Source organism: Bradyrhizobium sp. UFLA06-06 (genome assembly GCF_054820065.1).
The window spans coordinates 1-17,787 of the sequence record NZ_JADFUD010000014.1 but is presented as its reverse complement, the minus strand read 5'-3'; the positions used below and the strand labels follow the sequence as shown (position 1 = coordinate 17,787).

At 65.5% G+C, this 17,787-nt stretch carries 15 protein-coding genes; 4 read left to right on the top strand and 11 right to left on the bottom strand.

All coding sequences use genetic code 11. The features are described from left to right. Window position 1: 1 nt before the first annotated feature. The 9 genes from miaB to murJ form a co-directional block, all read right to left on the bottom strand. On the bottom strand, window positions 2-1,390 hold the full coding sequence (gene miaB / locus IF803_RS14475; RefSeq protein ID WP_461192584.1) for a tRNA (N6-isopentenyl adenosine(37)-C2)-methylthiotransferase MiaB: 1,389 nt from the start codon (window positions 1,388-1,390) through the stop codon (window positions 2-4). A 207-nt stretch (window positions 1,391-1,597) separates the two neighbouring features. Continuing rightward, window positions 1,598-2,275: an HAD family hydrolase gene (locus IF803_RS14470; protein WP_461192583.1), complete on the bottom strand. Its 678-nt coding sequence runs from the start codon at window positions 2,273-2,275 to the stop codon at window positions 1,598-1,600. Between the two features lie 27 nt (window positions 2,276-2,302). Continuing rightward, window positions 2,303-2,755 carry a Fur family transcriptional regulator gene (locus tag IF803_RS14465; protein ID WP_016840396.1) on the bottom strand — a complete coding sequence of 151 codons (453 nt, stop codon included), beginning with the start codon at window positions 2,753-2,755 and terminating at the stop codon, window positions 2,303-2,305. A 77-nt stretch (window positions 2,756-2,832) separates the two neighbouring features. Next, the gene (gene rimI / locus IF803_RS14460) at window positions 2,833-3,318 is read right to left on the bottom strand and encodes a ribosomal protein S18-alanine N-acetyltransferase (protein WP_461192582.1); all 486 of its coding nucleotides are present in this window, start codon (window positions 3,316-3,318) and stop codon (window positions 2,833-2,835) included. Next, window positions 3,315-4,010, bottom strand: coding sequence for a tRNA (adenosine(37)-N6)-threonylcarbamoyltransferase complex dimerization subunit type 1 TsaB (gene tsaB, locus IF803_RS14455; protein WP_461192581.1), 696 nt, complete (start codon window positions 4,008-4,010; stop codon window positions 3,315-3,317). The genes rimI and tsaB overlap by 4 nt, the downstream gene beginning before the upstream one ends. Before the next feature lie 88 nt (window positions 4,011-4,098). After that, the gene (locus tag IF803_RS14450; RefSeq protein WP_411785010.1) at window positions 4,099-4,668 is read right to left on the bottom strand and encodes a NifU family protein; all 570 of its coding nucleotides are present in this window, start codon (window positions 4,666-4,668) and stop codon (window positions 4,099-4,101) included. A 201-nt stretch (window positions 4,669-4,869) separates the two neighbouring features. Then, complete coding sequence (locus tag IF803_RS14445) at window positions 4,870-5,364, bottom strand: universal stress protein (protein WP_461192580.1); 495 nt, start codon at window positions 5,362-5,364, stop codon at window positions 4,870-4,872. 88 nt (window positions 5,365-5,452) lie between these two features. Then, window positions 5,453-6,505 carry a tryptophan--tRNA ligase gene (trpS, locus tag IF803_RS14440; protein ID WP_304497873.1) on the bottom strand — a complete coding sequence of 351 codons (1,053 nt, stop codon included), beginning with the start codon at window positions 6,503-6,505 and terminating at the stop codon, window positions 5,453-5,455. A 65-nt stretch (window positions 6,506-6,570) separates the two neighbouring features. Next, window positions 6,571-8,109 (bottom strand): murein biosynthesis integral membrane protein MurJ, encoded by a 1,539-nt coding sequence (gene murJ / locus IF803_RS14435; protein ID WP_461192579.1) that lies wholly within the window; start codon window positions 8,107-8,109, stop codon window positions 6,571-6,573. A gap of 269 nt (window positions 8,110-8,378) precedes the next feature. Between murJ and IF803_RS14430 the strand changes: the two genes are divergently transcribed. Next, complete coding sequence (locus IF803_RS14430; protein ID WP_461192578.1) at window positions 8,379-9,380, top strand: adenosine kinase; 1,002 nt, start codon at window positions 8,379-8,381, stop codon at window positions 9,378-9,380. Window positions 9,381-9,536: 156 nt separating this feature from the next. Here the strand turns inward: IF803_RS14430 and IF803_RS14425 are convergent, their stop codons facing one another. Continuing rightward, on the bottom strand, window positions 9,537-11,231 hold the full coding sequence (locus tag IF803_RS14425; RefSeq protein WP_461192648.1) for an AMP-binding protein: 1,695 nt from the start codon (window positions 11,229-11,231) through the stop codon (window positions 9,537-9,539). Between the two features lie 277 nt (window positions 11,232-11,508). After that, on the bottom strand, window positions 11,509-12,702 hold the full coding sequence (locus IF803_RS14420; RefSeq protein ID WP_028344327.1) for a serine hydrolase domain-containing protein: 1,194 nt from the start codon (window positions 12,700-12,702) through the stop codon (window positions 11,509-11,511). Between the two features lie 346 nt (window positions 12,703-13,048). Here IF803_RS14420 and IF803_RS14415 point away from each other — a divergent pair, with 346 nt between their 5' ends. From IF803_RS14415 to IF803_RS14405, 3 genes are all read left to right on the top strand, one after another. Continuing rightward, a complete protein-coding gene (locus IF803_RS14415) occupies window positions 13,049-13,372 on the top strand; it encodes a hypothetical protein (RefSeq protein ID WP_038382583.1) in 324 nt (107 codons plus the stop codon). Window positions 13,373-13,529: 157 nt separating this feature from the next. Continuing rightward, window positions 13,530-15,026: an NAD-dependent succinate-semialdehyde dehydrogenase gene (locus IF803_RS14410; RefSeq protein ID WP_461192577.1), complete on the top strand. Its 1,497-nt coding sequence runs from the start codon at window positions 13,530-13,532 to the stop codon at window positions 15,024-15,026. A 621-nt stretch (window positions 15,027-15,647) separates the two neighbouring features. Beyond that, window positions 15,648-17,714: a TonB-dependent receptor gene (locus IF803_RS14405; protein WP_461192576.1), complete on the top strand. Its 2,067-nt coding sequence runs from the start codon at window positions 15,648-15,650 to the stop codon at window positions 17,712-17,714. Window positions 17,715-17,787: the final 73 nt, after the last annotated feature.

Sequence of the window (17,787 nt, the reverse complement as noted above, 5' to 3'; positions counted from 1 at the left end):
TTCAGGCTCCAATGGTCTGCGAAATGAGGCCGGGCGCGGGTCGCGGCGCGAGCTCGCCGATCAGGCTGTAGCGCTCGAGGCTGTCGATCCTCACCGGGAGGACCCGGCCGATGATGTCGTGCGACGCCATCACATGGGCGGGCTGCAGATAGGCGGTGCGGCCGACGATCTGGCCCGGATTGCGCGCGGCGCGCTCGAACAGCACATCGACCGTTGTGCCAATCGCAGCCCGGTTGAAGGCCGATTGCTGGCTGTCGATCAATTCCTGAAGCCGCCCCAAGCGCTCGTCCATCTCGGCTGCTGACACTGTCTCCCGCATCTCCGCCGCCGGCGTGCCCGGCCGTGGCGAATACTTGAATGAATACGCCGCAGCGTATCCGATTTGCGTGACAAGCGCGAGGGTGGCGGAAAATTCTTCCGCGGTCTCTCCTGGGAAGCCCACGATAAAATCTGATGAAAAAGCAATATCTTGCCGTGCGGCGCGGAACCGGTCGATGACGCGCCGGTAGTCATCGGCGGTATGTTTGCGGTTCATGGCGGCAAGGATCCGGTCCGACCCCGATTGCACCGGCAGGTGCACGAACGGCATCAGTTCGGGCAAATCGCGATGCGCCGCGATCAGGGCGTCGTCGACGTCGCGCGGATGGCTGGTCGAATAGCGCAGCCGCGTGACGCCTGGGATTGCGGCGAGCCGTTGCAACAATTTGCCGAGCGGCCAGACGCGGCCGTCGGGGCCTTCGCCGTGATAAGCGTTGACGTTCTGTCCGATCAGCGTGAACTCGCGCACGCCATTGTCGGCGAGCTGCTTCACATCGTCGATGATCCTGGTGACCGGACGCGAGACTTCCGCGCCGCGCGTGTAAGGCACCACGCAGAAGGTGCAGAACTTGTCGCAACCTTCCTGCACCGTGACGAAGGCGGAGATGCCGCGGGCGCGGATCGCATCCGGCTTCGGCTGCGGCAGGAAGCCGAACTTGTCCTCGACCGGGAATTCCGTTTCCAGCGCGCGGCCGTTTTGTTTGGCGCGCTTCAAGAGCTCGGGCAGATGATGATAGCTCTGCGGCCCGACCACGATGTCGACGGTCGGCGCGCGATGGATGATCTCGGCGCCTTCGGCCTGCGCGACGCAGCCGGCGACCGCGATCTTCATCTCGCGGCCCGCCCGCGCGGCCTCGTCCTTGGCGACGCGCAGCCGCCCGAGCTCGGAATAGACTTTCTCCGATGCCTTCTCGCGGATGTGGCAGGTGTTGAGGATCACGAGGTCGGCGTCTTCGGCGCTCGCGGTCTCGACAAAGCCCTCGCCGGCCAGCGTGTCCGCCATGCGTTGCGCATCGTAGACATTCATCTGGCAGCCATAGGACTTGATGTGCAGCTTGCGCGGCGTCGTCATGGAACCCTGAGAGCGAAAAATGGAAACGGCGCCATCGGGCGCCGGAGCTGAAATATAGCTTAAACCGGCGAAAATCCAGCGGTCTGGACGTCATTCCGGGGCGATGCGTCAGCATCGAACCCGGAATCTCGAGATTCTCGGTGCGCAATTGCGCACCTGAGGGTTCGCTCCCTTCGGTCGCGCCCCGGAATGACCTCGCAGGGTCAGTCAGCGCTCGCCGTGGCCCCCACCCGGGGCGATCAAATCGGGCAATTGGCGCATATCGGCGAAGGTTACGGCCGCGCCGGCCTGGCGCAGCATCCCCTCATGTTCCGCGGTGCAGTGGCTGCCGCCGTAAAAACCGAGCACGGTCATCCCGGCGGCACGGGCGCCGGTGACGCCGGCCACGCTGTCCTCGATCACGACGCAACGCGCAGGGGTCACGCCCATCTGCGTGGCCGCGAACAGGAAGAGATCGGGCGCCGGCTTGCCGCGCTTGACCTGCGTGGCGGAGAAAATATGCGGCGCCAGCTGGTCGTAGAGCCCGGCGCAGGTCAGGCCGTGATGGATCTTTTCCGGCGTGCCGCTCGACGCCACGCATTTCGGTAAGCCGAGCGCGGCGATCGCCTCGCCGACATGCGCGATGGCGCTGAGATCGTCGGCATAGAAGCTCAGCGTCGCGTGCTTGACCTCGGCCTCGAAGGTCTCGGGCAGCGCGCGGCCGATCTCGCTCTCGACGATCCGCCGCGCCTCGCGGTCGGACACGCCGAGGAAGCGCTTCAGCACGCCGTCAGGCGTAATCGGAAAGCCGTGCCGCGTCAGCGTTTCCGCATGCGCGCGACAGGAGATCACCTCGCTGTCGACCAGCACGCCGTCGCAATCGAAGATGACGAGATCGAATGTCATGGTCGGGTGACGCGTTCCCGCACGCGCCTAGGACTTGCTGTCTTCGTCGAGCGGGACGCAATACAGCTCGAGACGATGATCGACCAGCTTGTAGCCGAGCTTGCGCGCGATCTCGGCCTGCAGCTTCTCGATTTCCTCGGAGGTGAACTCGATCACCTTGCCGTCGCGCAGATTGATCAGATGGTCGTGATGGCTCTCCGGCATCTGCTCGTAGCGCGCGCGGCCCTCGCGGAAGTCGTGGCGCTCGATGATGCCGGCATCCTCGAACAACTTGACGGTGCGATAGACGGTCGAGATCGAGATCTTGTCGTCGACCGCAACGCAGCGGCGGTAGAGCTCCTCGACGTCGGGGTGATCCATGGCCTCCGCCAGCACGCGTGCGATCACGCGGCGCTGTTCGGTCATGCGCATGCCGGTCGCGGCGCAGCGCGCCTCGATGCCGGTATTCTTCTGCGCAGGCGTGATTTTCACCGTCGTCATGGGTCCTTGGCAGGTCCTTGGCCAGTCCTTGGGCCTTGGATGGCAGAGCAGGGCGCTGTTCTGCCATCGCGCCGATGTTACGACAAGTCGCGCCGCATCAGAAGCGCGTTCAAATGTTCCCCGCCGGGCTGCTTGTAGTAGCGTCCGCGGCGGCCGATCACGCCGAATCCGGCCCTTTCATAGAGCCGTCGCGCCGGCTGATTGTTCTCTTCCACCTCGAGGAAGATGGTTCGGATGCCGCGGCCGGCAAGATGGCCGAGATGGGTCAGCAGCAGGTCGCGCGACAGCCCGCGGCCGCGCTGATTGGAATCGATCGCAATCGACAAGATTTCGGCTTCGTCCGCCGCCATCCGCGAGACGGCAAAGCCGATCACCTTGCGTCCCTGCCGCAGCCGGTGCACCAGCGTGTTGCGCTCGGTCAGCATCGCCTCGAATTCGCCCTCGCCCCAGCCGCGATGAAACGACGCGCCGTGCAATTGCGCGAGCCGCGCCGCATCGCGCAGCGATGCGGGCTCGATCGCGGGCGGACCGCCGCCCCACCATCGTGACAGCCAGTCGATCATGTCGATCGCGGCGCGCTGATTTCGAGCCGGTCCTTCGGCGGCTTGGCGTCGGGCGCGCGCAGATAGAACGGCCGCGGCGGCGCGGTCTCAGGATCCACGGCCGCGCCGATCCATGCGACCCAGTTAATATCGGGCGCGGGCTGCCGGTCGACCTTGACCGGCGGTGCGGCGTCGGCGGGCCAGCGCTCGGCGAGGATATTGGCGGCGTTGCCGACCAGATGCAGCGCGCCGTGTTGGGAGGCCTCGAGCGCTTCCGCGATCGGCGCCACCTTCGGCTTGATGATCGGGCTGCCGTCGCCGCCGACCAGCTGGAAATAGACGTGATCATGCCGCGCATCGATCGCCGACAGGATCGCAGACGCGCCATTCTCGGCGACGACAGGCGCGGCGTAAGCGGCGAGCGTCGACAGTCCGACCACCGGCTTTTCCGCGGCCAGCGCCAAGCCGCGCGCCGCCGAGAGGCCGACGCGCAGGCCCGTGAAACTGCCAGGGCCGGTGGTGACGGCGATGCGGTCGAGCCCGGCAAAGCCGATGCCGCTCTCTTTCATCACCCGCGCGATCAGCGGCATCAGCGCCTCGGCATGGCCGCGCTGCATCGCCTGCGATTCAATGGCGATTGTATTGCCGGAGGTGGTGTCGAGCACCGCCGCGGAGCAGGCGTCGAGCGCCGTATCGATGGCGAGAATCATCATGGGAGGGCGAATAGTGAATAGGGAATGGCGAACAGGGGTCTTGCGGAGAATGCTATTCGCGATTCGCCACTCGCCATTCGCCGCTCCATCACATCGGCCGGACTTCCTGCACGTCGGGCACGAAGTGCCGGAGCAGGTTCTGGATGCCGTGTTGCAGGGTTGCGGTCGACGACGGGCAGCCGGCGCAGGAGCCCTTCATGTTGAGATAGACGATGCCGTCCTTGAAGCCGCGGAAGGTGATGTCGCCGCCGTCATTGGCGACCGCAGGACGCACGCGGGTCTCGATCAGGTCCTTGATCTGCTCGACCGTCTCGGCGTCGGCCTCGTCGAAGAACTCGTCTTGCTCGTCGCGGGCGTCGTCGCTGGCCGCGGTGCCGTCGGCGAGCAGCGGCGCGCCGGACATGTAGTGCTCCATGATCGCGCCGAGGATCGCGGGCTTGAGGTGCTGCCAGTCGCCGTCCGCCTTGGTCACGGTGATGAAGTCGCCGCCGTAGAACACGCCGGTGACGCCGGATACGGCGAACAGCCGTTCGGCGAGCGGCGAGCGTGCGGCGGATTCGGGCGAGGAGAATTCCATGGTGCCGCTGTCGAGCACCATGCGGCCCGGGATGAATTTCAGCGTGGCGGGATTCGGCGTGGCTTCGGTCTGAATGAACATTTGCTGTCTCCGGCGTCGCCGGTTCAAGGCCGGCGCGTTGGGTTCCATTATAGCGTTTTCGAGCGAAGTGACACCGGTTCGCGAAGAAAACGCGTCAAATCAAGGAATCAGATGGCAACTAAAAAGCCCGCGATCAAGCCGCAAAACCGCGGTTCCAGGCGCCTACCCATGCCCGGAAGCGGGTCCGGGGCCGGTAACGGGCTAGGACAGGGCGTCGATCTCGGCGTCGGTCAGGCCGCCTGGCACGATGGTCACCGGGATCGGGAATGCCCCCATGGTCTTGGCCATGGTGGTGATGATCGGCCCGGGCCCCTCGGCGCCCGGATTGGCGGCCAGCACCAGCGCTGAGATATCGACGTCCTTGTCGATCACGTCGAGGATCTGCTCGATCGGGTCGCCCTCGCGAATCACCCGCTCCGGGGTGATCGCGGCGATGCCGTTGGCGCGGCCGGCGGCGCGGTCGAGCGCCTCATTGGCGGCCTCCTCGGCCTCCGCGCGCATGATGTCGGCGACCCCTAGCCATTGCTGGTTCTGATCCTCGGTCTCGATCACCCGCAGCATCACGACGCCGCCGCCGACCCGGATCGCCCACCGGCTGGCGTAATAGACCGCGCGGTCCCATTCCGCAGTGTCGTCAACGATGACGAGGCATTTCGGCTTGTGACCTGTCTCGTAGCTTCGTCGCTGGGTGGTCATGCATGTCCCGGTGCTGAACCAAACCAACCCATGGTGCCATACTCCCTCGCCGTTTGGGAGAGGGAGCGCGCAGTTCCTGCCTTGCGCGTCAGCGCGGACGGATGAAGCCGACGATGTCCTTGGTGATGCGCATGGTCTCGTCGGCGATGCCGCGGGCGCGGTTGGCGCCGTCGGCGAGGACCGCGTCGACATGGCCGGGATCGGCGACCAGCTTCTTCATCTCGGAGGCGATCGGCGCCAGTTTTGCGACGCAAACCTCGACCAGCGCGTTCTTGAAGCTGGAGAACTGCCCGCCGCCGAACTGCGTCAGCACCTCCTGCTTGGAGATGCCGGCCAGCGCCGCGTAGATGCCGACCAGGTTGTCGGCCTCGGGACGCGTCTCCAGGCCCTTTTCCTCCGACGGCAGCGGCTCCGGATCGGTCTTCGCCTTGCGGATCTTCTGCGCGATGGTGTCGGCGTCGTCGGTGAGGTTGATGCGCGAATTGTCCGACGCATCCGACTTCGACATCTTCTTGGTGCCGTCGCGCAGGCTCATCACCCGCGTCGCGGGTCCCGTGATCAGCGGCTCGGGCTGCGGGAAGAACAGGCCGTCGGCGAAACCGTGACCACGAACTGAATCGCCGAAATCGTTGTTGAACTTCTGCGCGATGTCGCGGGACAGCTCCAGGTGCTGCTTCTGGTCCTCGCCGACCGGCACATGGGTCGCGCGGTAGAGCAGGATGTCGGCGGCCATCAGCACCGGATAGTCGTAGAGGCCGACCGAGGCGTTCTCACGGTCCTTGCCGGCCTTCTCCTTGAACTGCGTCATGCGGTTCAGCCAGCCGATCCGCGCGACGCAGTTGAAGATCCAGGTCAGCTCGGCATGGCCGGCGATCTGGCTCTGGTTGAACACGATGTGCTTCTTGGCATCGATGCCCGCGGCGATGAAGGCCGCGGTGACCTCGCGGGTGTTGCGGGCGAGCTCGGCCGGGCCGCCCCAGACCTCGACGCCCTGCGTGATCGCATGCATGTCGACGACGCAATAGATGCAGTTGTGAGTCTGCTGCATCTTCACGAAGTTGACGATAGCGCCGAGGTAGTTGCCGAGGTGCAGATTGCCCGTCGGCTGGACGCCTGAGAAAACCCGTTCAACGAACGCCATGGTCTAATTCCCGGAAATGGCTAGTTTTGCCGCGTCGTTTGCCACTTAAGCTTCGCGCGCGCAAGTCACGCGGGGCGCCTTTGCCTGACGGCGTTAACCGCCTCGCGCCAGCCGGTGACGCCGAAAAGCTGCAAGAACAGCCCGTAACCGGCGATACCTGAGGCGATCAGCATGAGCAGGGAGGCTGCCTGCACGAAACCGTGGCTGCCGGCTGACGGCAGCGCGCCCTGCGCGAGCCAGAGCAGGGCGCCCATCGCGAGCGCCGCGGCCAGGATGCGCGGCAGCCGGCGGCGCGCATCGGCATCGATCGAGAAGCCGAAGGTCGCGGCCCCCTTGCGGATCAGTGCCAGTGCGTTGCTCCAGGCGCCGAGCGCGATGCCTGCGGCAATTCCGCTCGCACCGAAGATCTGGCCGAGCAGGAAGGCCGCCGCGATCGCCACCACGACCGCTTTCAGCGTCGCGAGCAGCGGCGTCAGCGTGTCCTCGCGCGCAAAGAATGCCGGCGACAGCGCCTTCACCAGCACATGCGCCGGCAAGGCCAGCGTCAGCCAGGTCAAGGCTTGCGCGGTTGCCGCGCTATCCTGGGCGGTGAACGCGCCGTGCTCGAACAGCATCCGCACGGTCGGCTCGCTCAGCACCATCAGGCCGAGCGTCGCCGGCAGCGCCAGCCCGACCGCGAGCTCGAGGGCACGCGATTCCGCATGCGCGATCGCGCTGGATTCGCCGCTGCGCACGGCGCGCGTCATCTCCGGGATCAGCACGGTGCCCATGGCGACGCCGACAATGCCGAGCGGCAGCTCGAGCAGGCGGTTGGCGAAATAGAGCCAGGACACCGCCGATGGCGAGGTCGATGCGATCACCGCGCCCGCCACCATCAGCCATTGTGGCGCGCTGCTCGCGACCATGCCCGGGACCGCGCGGCCGAGAAAGCGGCGCACGTCAGGATCGAAGGACACGCTGAGCGGCGAAGCGAGTTTCGCGCCGCGCAGCGCCAGCATCGACAGTTGCAGGAAGCCGGCGATGCCGATCGTCGCCGCCATGACAATCGCGGCCTGCGCCGGCTCCTGCTGCCGCACCAGCAGCACGGCCATCACTGATATCAGCGCGATGTTGAACAACAGCGGCGAGAACGCGGTCAGCGCGAAGCGCCCCTGGGCGCTGAGCAGCGCCATCATCACGGTGACCGGACCGGCGAAGGCGAGATAGGGCAGCATCAGCCGTGCGTAGTCGACGGCGAATTGCAGTGTGTCGCGGCCGACGAACCCCGGCGCGATCGCCGCGATCACCAGCGGCATCAGCACGCCGATGACGAGCGCGGCCGCGATCACGGCGGCGCTGACGGTGCCGAGCACGCGGCCGGCAAAGGCGGTTGCCGCGTCCAAGCCGCCGGCATCGCGCGCCTTCAGCCAAGCCGGCACCAAAGCGGCATTCAGTCCACCCTCGGCCAGCAGCCGTCGCACCACATTCACAAGCTGGAACGCCGCCAGGAACGCATCCGCCACGGGCCCCGCGCCCAGCAGCGCCGCGATCGCGGAATCGCGCACGAAGCCGAGCAGTCGCGAGGCCAGCGTTCCCGAGGAGACCGTGAGGAAGGAGCGGAACATGAGGTCTGTATAGCAGTAGCGCGCTTTGCTGCCAGCGGCACTCCGTCAGCCCCGTCATCCTGAGGTGCGAGCGAAGCGAGCCTCGAAGGATGCATCGGCCACTAGTCGGGCCGTCCATCCTTCGAGGCTCGCCAAGAGGCTCGCACCTCAGGATGACGGGTTACAGGCGAGGGGATGACGGAACTAGCAGCAGCCCTTCCCTTGCTGCCCCGAGGCCGAACGTGATAGGCCGCCACTCTTGTTGAGTGGCGTTAACACAGGGCAGGTCTATGGCTGACGCAAAATACGACGTTCTTGGGATCGGCAACGCGATCTTCGACGTGCTGGTACAGACCGACGAGGGGTTCCTTGCCCGTCACGGCATGACCAAGGGCTCGATGCAACTGATCGACGAGGCGCGCGCCACCGCGATCTACGGCGACATGGGCGTGGCGACCGAGATGTCGGGCGGCTCGGCCGCGAATACCATCGTCGGCGTCGGCAGTCTCGGTGCCCGCGCCGCCTATGTCGGAAAGGTCAAGGACGACCAGATCGGCAAGCTCTACGTCCACGACATCCGCGCCGCGGGCGTCGCCTTCGATACTACGCCGGCCAGGACCGGCCCGGCCACCGGCTGCTCCTACATCCTGGTGACGCCGGACGGCGAGCGCACCATGAACACCTATCTCGGCGCCGCGCAGGACCTGACGCCGGACGATATCGATCCGGCGCAGATCGCGGCCGCCGGCATCATCTATCTCGAGGGCTATCTCTGGGATCCGAAGAACGCCAAGGACGCCTTCGTGAAGGCGGCTGATATCGCGCATGGCGCGGGCCGCCAGGTCGCGCTGACGCTGTCGGATTCGTTCTGCGTCGATCGCTACCGCGACGAATTCCTCGACCTGATGCGCAAGGGCATTGTGGACCTGGTGTTCGCCAACGAGTCCGAGCTGCACTCGCTGTACCAGACCTCGGATTTCGACACCGCGCTGAAGCAGTTCGGCAAGGACACCAGGCTCGGCGTCGTCACCCGCAGCGAGAAGGGCTGCGTCGTGATCTCCGGCGACAGCGTCGTCGCGGCGCCCGCCTCGCCGATCGACAGGCTGGTCGACACCACCGGCGCCGGCGACCTGTTCGCCGCCGGCTTCCTGGTCGGTCTCGTGCGCAATGTCGGCCATGAGAATGCCGGCCGGCTCGGCGCGCTCGCCGCCGCCGAGGTGATCCAGCACATCGGCGCCCGGCCGCTGGTGTCGCTGCAGGATCTGGCGAAGCAGCAGGGGCTGCTGGTTTAAGAGCGCCGCTGGCTTTCTTCACCTCTCCCGCTTGCGGGGGAGGTCGCAGCGCATCGAAGATGCGGTGCGGGTGGGGGCTCTCTCCACGGAATGACTCGCGGAAAGAGCCCCCACCCCGACCCTCCCCCGCAAGCGGGAGAGGGAGCAGAAAATGCCTCACGCCGTCTTCGACGCCTTCAATCCCAGCCGCCGCTCCACTGCGTCGCGCATCACGAATTTCTGGATCTTGCCGGTCACCGTCATCGGGAATTCGTCGACGAATTCGACATAGCGCGGGATCTTGTTGTGGGCGATCTGGCCATGGCAGAAGGCGCGGAGCTCGTCGGCGGTGAGCGTTTCGCCCTGCCTGGTCCTGACCCAGGCGCACAGCTCCTCGCCATAGCGCTCGTCGGCGACGCCGAAGATCTGCACGTCCTGGATCTTCGGATGGCGGTAGAGGAATTCCTCGATCTCCCTCGGATAGAGGTTCTCGCCGCCGCGGATCACCATGTCCTTGATGCGGCCGACGATGTTGCAATAGCCCTCGTCGTCGATCACGGCGAGGTCGCCGGTGTGCATCCAGCCATTGGCGTCGAGCACGTCTGACGTCTTTTCCTTCTCGTCCCAATAGCCGAGCATGATGCTGTAGCCGCGCGTGCAGAGCTCGCCGCGTTCGCCGCGCGGCACCACCTTGCCGTCGAGATCGACCACCTTGACCTCGACATGCGGATGGATGCGGCCGACGGTCGAGACGCGGCGCTCCAGGGGATCGTCGGTCGCGCTCTGGAAACTCACCGGGCTGGTCTCGGTCATGCCGTAGGCGATCGTCACTTCGCGCATGTTCATCTCGGTATTGACGCGCTTCATCACCTCGATCGGGCAGGGCGCCCCGGCCATGATGCCGGTGCGCAGCGAGGACAGATCGAAGCGCGCGAAGTCCGGATGGTCGAGCTCGGCGATGAACATGGTCGGCACGCCGTACAGCGTCGTGCATCTCTCCTGCGCGACCGTCGTCAGCGTCGCCAGCGGATCAAAGCCTTCGCCGGGATACACCATGGCGGTGCCGAGCGTGACCGAGGCGAGGTTGCCCATCACCATGCCGAAGCAGTGATAGAGCGGCACCGGAATGCAGATGCGGTCCTGCTCGGTCAGGCGCATGGCGCGGCCGGTGAAGTAGCCGTTGTTGAGGATGTTGTGATGGGTCAGCGTCACGCCCTTCGGCGAGCCGGTGGTGCCGCTGGTGAACTGGATGTTGACGGGATCGTCGAACTGCAGGCTCTCGCCGAGCGCCGCAAGCTGCTCGCGATGGCGCTCGCCGCCCATCTGCGCGACCGCATCGAACGGAATGGTGCCCGGCGCCGCCGGTCCGCCGATCTGGATCACGGCGCGCAGTTGCGGCAGCCGCGCCGAGCGCAGATGGCCGGGCTCGGAGCTCGCAAGCTCGGGCAGCAGCGTGTTCAGCATCTCCATATAGGCCGAGGTCTTGAATGCGGTCGCCGTCACGATCGCGGCGCAGCCGACCTTGCCGAGCGCAAATTCAAGTTCGCTGAGGCGATAGGCCGGATTGATGGTGACGAGGATCAGTCCGGCTTTCGCGGCGGCGAATTGCGTCAGTGTCCATTCCGGCCGGTTCAGCGACCAGATGCCGATCCGCTCGCCGCGTTGCAGCCCGAGCGCGAGAAAGCCCGCCGCCAAGGCCTCGACGCGACAGGCGAATTCGTTCCAGGTCCAGCGCACGTTGTGGCTCGGCGAGACCAGCGCTTCGCGCTCGCCCCAGCGCGCCCGTGCACGGTCGAGGCTGCGGCCGATAGTTTCACCGAGCAGCGGCATATCGGAAATGCCGCACACATAGCTGTCTGCCTTGGGGACCAGGATATCGGCTGCCAAGATCGTCCTCCTCGTGGTCGTGTTCGTGTCGTCACGCTTTTTGCGCGATCTTAGTCGTTTGGCGCCGATGGGACAGGCCCGACCTATGGCGGGTATGAGACGGTCGGGCTCTTACCTCGCCCCGCTTGCGGGGAGAGGTCGGAACGCATCGCGAGATGCGTTCCGGGTGAGGGGGTACAGGTCTCACTGCGGTCAGAGCTCGTGGAAGCAGCCCCTCACCCCAACCCTCTCCCCGTAAGAACGGGGAGAGGGAGAGGATATTTTAAGCCGCCCTCTGCCCGCTGCCGGCGTCGAGCCCGGCATAGATGCCCTTCTCGAAGCCTGCGAAGGCTTCCAGGCTGTGCTTGTCGGCGAACGGCAACAGCTGGGTCAGGATCACGCCGCAGACGTCGCGCGACGGATCGATCCAGTAATAGGTGTTGGCAAGGCCCGCCCAGGCGAGGCTGCCGGCGCTGCGGCCTTCCGGCGTCTTGGCGGTGTTGATGAGGAAGCTCAGTCCCCACTTCTTGACGATGTCGGGATAGAGATCGACGTCGTTGGTGTACACCGGCAAGGCCGTCGTCATCTTGCCGACGGTGAGCTCGCCGATGTGATTCTGCCCCATGGTCGCGACCGTCTCGGCCTTCAGCACCTGATTGCCGTTGCCTTTGCCCTTGTTGAGGATCATCTGGCAGAACTTGATGTAGTCGGCCGCCGTCGAATACAGGCCGCCGCCACCCATGTGGAATTCAGGATTCTGCTCGAGCTCGAACGGGATTGCCGCCAGCGTGCCGTCCTCGCCGCGGGCATGCATGCCGACCAGCCGCTTGCGCATGTCGTCGGAGATCTTGAACGCGGTGTCGCTCATGCCGAGCGGTGCGAACATGTTGTCGCGCAGATAGGCATCGAGCTTCTTGCCGGATGCGGCCTCCACGGCCTTGCCGACGAAGTCGATATTGGTGCCGTACTCCCAGCGCGTGCCGGGGTCGGTCATGATCGGCGTCTTCAGCGCGGCATTCAAGCAGGTGATGATGCCGGGCGTGCCGGTCTTTTCCAGATACTTCCCGAGGTTGCCGTCCCACATATCGTAGGCGAAGCCGGCGGTGTGGGTCATGAGCTGGCGCAGCGTGATCGGCTTTTTCGCCGGCCGCAGCTGCGGCTCGCCCTTGGCGTCGAAGCCGTCAAGCACCTGCACCGCGGCGAGATCGGGCAACAGCTTGCCGATCGGCTCATCGAGCGAGAGCTTGCCCTGTTCGACAAGCTGCATCGCGCCCGCCGAGGTCACCGCCTTGGTCATCGAGGCGATCCAGAACACACTGTCCGCCGTCATGGGATCGCTCTTGGAAAGGTCGCGCTTGCCGAACGCGCCTTCGTAGATCACGTCCTTGCCGGTGGCCGCGATGGCGACCACGCCGGGAATTTCCTTTGCCTCGCTCTTCTGGCGCAATACCTGATCGATCTGGGCCTTGCTCTGCATTGGGGGCTTCCTCCGGTGGGGTTTATTGTTTTGAAGTGGGCGGATCATCCTCCCGCTTTTCCGCTCCCGCAAGGCGGGCGCGATGCGAGGATGTCGCGATGTCGTGAAGGCCGGGCCGCTAGGAACGGCCTTGGTCGGGAGGCGTTCACCACGCGCGCAGATTTTGCAGGGGACGCCGCGCAAGTCCCGGTGACCTCCGCAAGCGGCCACGGTAACGTGATCAAGGAATGATTTTCGTACCTGATTATTTGCATTAACGCATTCAGATCGCTGCACAAACGGTGCGGCGGATTGGACCGGATTTGACGAAAAGATTCGTCATTTCCCGCCTTGCGGGGGCGCAGCAATGATTTCGACATGGAGTGAATGGAAGCGCTATCCGCGGCCGGGCCGCGGCGAGAATATCGAGGCGCCGATCAGCCCAGGTCTCTACGAAGTCCGCTACGCAGGTACCGGCGCGCTGCACTCGTTCGAGGCCGTCGAGAATGTCGCGCAGGCGCTGGCGCTGCTGCGGTCCGGCGCCAAATCCTGGTTCGGCCGCCGCGATGCGCGGGCGCAGGCCGACCTCGAATACCGGACCTGCGCGACCTCGACCAAGGCGGACGCCAAGGCCGCGGCCGAGCGCATGATCGGCCGTCGTGAAACCTACATGTCCGGCGGCGCAGTCTGAGCACCGCTGCACGTCGGCGCGTGGAAAAAGATCGCGCGCGAGCCCTCAATATTGCTTGAAGCAGGGTCGCGCCCGGCGCCGGTGCATCGCAGCGGCTTTCCGCTTATATAGGCGGCGAACACCCCCAAGAAATTCCAGAAATGACAGGAGTAACGCCATGACCCCGCCCGTTGCCGCACGCGCCACCCAATCCGCAGCATCCTCCCTGCAAAGCCGCCTGAAGGACCCCTCGCTGCTGCGCGACCGCTGCTATATCGACGGCGCCTGGGTCGGCACCCCCGAATTCGCCGTCAACAATCCGGCGACCGGCGTCGAGCTGATCAAGATCCCGCAGCTGAGCGCCGATGACGCGACCAAGGCCGTCGAGGCCGCCGAGCGCGCGTTTCCGGCCTGGGCCAAGCTCACCGCGAAACAGCGCTCCAACATCTTGCGCAAATGGTTCGATCTGATCATCGCCAACCGCGAGGATCTCGCGCTGATCCTGACCTCCGAGCAGGGCAAGCCGCTGGCGGAAGCGCTCGGCGAGGTCGATATCGGCGCCGCCTATGTCGAATTCTTTGCGGAAGAGGCGCGTCGCGTCTATGGCGAGACGATCCCGACGCAGCGTCCGGACGCACGTCTGCTCGCGATCCGGCAGCCGATCGGTGTCTGCGGCGCCATCACCCCATGGAATTTCCCGAATTCGATGATCACCCGCAAGGTCTCGCCGGCGCTGGCGGCCGGTTGCACCGTGGTGCTGAAGCCCGCCAACGAGACGCCGCTGTCGGCGCTCGCGCTCGTTGCGCTGGCCGAGAAGGCCGGCGTGCCGAAGGGCGTGTTCAACATCATCACCGGTGATGCGCCGCCGATCGGCAAGGTGCTGTGCGAGCATCCGGCGGTGCGCTTCGTCGGCTTCACCGGCTCGACCGAGGTCGGCAAGATCCTGTACCGGCAGGCATCGGTCGGCGTGAAGAAGCTCGGCCTCGAGCTCGGCGGCAATGCGCCGTTCGTGGTGTTCGACGATGCCGACATCGATGCCGCGGTCGAAGGCGCCATCGTCTCGAAGTATCGCAACATGGGCCAGACCTGCGTCTGCGCCAACCGTCTCTATGCCCAGGACAAGATCTACGACGCGTTCGTCACGAAGCTGTCGAAGAAGGTCGCGGAGATGAAGATCGGCGACGGCACGGAAGCTGGCGTGACGCAGGGGCCGCTGATCAACATGGAAGCGATCGAGAAGGTCGAGCGGCACATCGCCGACGCCGTGAAGGGCGGCGCCAAGATCGTGACCGGCGGCAAGCGCTCGTCGCTCGGCCGCAGCTTCTTCGAGCCGACGGTGCTGTCGGATGTGCGGCCGGACGCGCTGGTGTCGCACGAGGAAACCTTCGGCCCGCTCGCGCCGGTGATCCGCTTCAAGGACGAGGCCGACGTGATCGCGATGTGCAATGCCTCGCCGTTCGGTCTCGCTTCCTACTTCTATTCGCGCGACATCGGCCGCGTCTGGCGCGTCGCCGAGGCGCTGGAGTCGGGCATGGTCGGCGTCAACTCCGGCCTGATCACGACCGAAGTGGCGCCGTTCGGCGGCGTCAAGGAATCGGGCCTCGGCCGCGAAGGCTCGCGTCACGGCATGGATGAATATGTCGAGATCAAATACGTGATGATGGCCGGCGTCTGATCGCCGTGGCTGCGTGTCCCTTCGCCCTGGCGGGCGAGGGGACGCATGTCGGTGAAGCCATCGGTCGTCGTTGTCGATCGCTCCGTCCGCCGGCATCCGCGGTCTGCGACGATTCACCGCGACGGTTGGATGCAGCGCGTCGATCGCGACGACGATCGCACCAAGAATCCCTCTAACCTCGAAAGCGTCCGTCGGGACCGAACCGCGTACGCGCGTCGCCATTTCAAGGAAGGAATAAGCGAAACGCGAAATTTGCTGCATCGATGGCGCTTCATGCAGAGGATGTTATCCCCGTCGCTTAGATGCGTTCTAGTTGGCCCCACAACGCATGCTGCTTATGCCCCGGTGGTCGCGCTCGAACCCTGATGATGTTCGAGGCGAAGCCACGAAGAATCCGGGGACCTCATGCTCGTCAGTTCAAACGCTCCACGCGCATTTCAATTCGCGTGCGCGTCTCTCCTCCTTTCCGCGGTCCCTTCGCTCGCCCAGTCGCCTGAGCAGTCACCCGCGAGCAGCGTTGCGCCGCTGCCTCCAGTCGTCGTCACCGCGCCACAGCATCGAGCCACGCCGGTTCGGAGGCCGTCGTCGTCGCGCTCAGTGCGCCCATCGGCATCGCGTCAGGTGAGCAGGCGCGAGCACGCGCCGCAGGCTGCGGCCGCGCCGACGGCCGGCGCGCAGCAGGCGGCGTTGCCCGTGCCCTATATCGGCGGCCAGGTCGCGCGCGGCGGGCAACTCGGCCTGCTCGGCAACAAGGACTACATGGAGACGCCGTACAGTCTGACGAGCTACACCGAGAAGACGATCCGCGATCAGCAGGCAACCAGCGTTGCGGAAGTGCTGACCAATTCCGATCCGTCGGTGCGTGCTGCGATCGGCAGCAGCAACCGTTACGACGCGCTGACCATCCGCGGCTTCCGGGTCGAGAACAGCGAAATCGCCTTGAACGGACTCTACGGCCTCGTTCCGGCCTACCGCATCAATCCGGCTCCCATCGAGCGCATCGAGCTGCTCAAGGGTCCGGGTGCCTTTCTCAACGGAATGGCTCCGCAAGGCAGCATCGGTGGCACGGTCAATGTCGTGACGAAGCGGGCGGCGGAAGACATCACGCGCCTGACCGCCGGCTACATCTCGGATGGACGTTTTGGAACGGAGCTGGACCTCGCACGCCGCTATGGCGAACAGAAGGAATGGGGCGTTCGCTTCAACGGCGGGATCGACGGCGGCAACACCACGATCGATCGGCAGTCGGCGCGCAACGGCGTGGGCTCGCTCGGCGTGGACTATCATGGAGAGCGCTTTCGCTGGTCGGCGGACATCATCTCCCAGGACGACTGGATGAAGGCGGCCCAGCGCGGCTACACGCCCGTGCCCGGCATCGCAATGCCGAGCGCCCCCGATCCGCGTATCAATCTCGCGCAGCCGTTTGACTATGCGAGGTCGCAGAGCCTGACCGGCTTGACCAGGGCCGAATACGATCTCAGCAACAGCGTCACCGTGTTTGGCGCGATCGGCGGCAACCAGTTCCGCTACGACAAGCAGGAAGATCCCGGTGCCACGCTGCTCAACACCGCAGGCGATGCGTTGGGCACGTCACGGTTCCAGACCGGCAAGTCGGAGGGCGCCTCCGGCGAGGCGGGCATACGCGCGCGTTTCGACACGGGTCCCATCGGCCACGAGGTCGTGGTCAGCGGCAGCGCGCAAAACCGGACGGACTGGCTCGGCCAGACCAACTACGCGACCTACCTGACGAACATCTACAGACCGACCTTGCTGACGACCGCCGGCGCGCCGGTATCGACATTCCCGGAGGGCAAGTCCGGCTTCCTCGGGCTGCGCAGCGTCGGTGTTGCCGACACCATCACGACGATGGGGGGCCTGTTGCAGGTGATCGTGGGCGCGCGCCAGCAGCAGGTGATCGCGAGCAGCTTCAATCCGGTCAGCGGCCTGGAAACAACGCACTACGACGATAGCGCGACGTCGCCTTCGATCGCCTTGGTGGTGAGGCCGATCAAGCAACTCTCGCTTTATGCCAATTACATCGAAGGGCTGACGCCGGGGCCGACGCCGCCTTCCGGCGCGGCGAACACCAATGCGGTGTTTGCGCCGTTCAAGACGCGGCAAGTCGAGGTCGGCACCAAGCTCGATCTCGGAGGCTTCGGCGCGAGCCTTGCGGCATTCCAGATCAGCCAACCGAGCGGGGTGATCGATCCCGTCACCAAGATCTACAGTCTGGATGGCGAGCAGAGAAATCGTGGCATCGAGCTCAATACCTTCGGCGAGGTCGCGCCCGGCGTCCGCGTTCTCGGTGGCGTGACCTGGCTCGATGCCCGGCTCACCCAAACGCAGGGCCACCTCTACGACGGCAATCACGCGATCGGCGCGCCCGACCTGCAGGGCAATCTCGGTGTCGAATGGGATACGCCCTTCGTGCCCGGCCTCACCGCGACGGCGCGTGCCATCTACACCAGCCGGGCCTATGTCAGTGCCGACAACGTCCAAAGCGTCCCCGCCTGGGCGACCTTCGACATCGGTGCGCGCTACGCGACGACGCTCGCGGGGCGTCCGACCACCTTCAGGGCGTCACTGACCAATCTGTTCGACAGGCACTACTGGATCGGCAATCCAACCGGCTATGTGATCAGCGGCATGCCGCGGACGCTCTGGCTTTCCATGACGGTGGATTTCTAGAGCGTTTTCGAGCGAAGTGGATACCGGTTCGCGTGAAGAAAACGCGTCAAAACAAGAATCTAGAGCCCCGTTC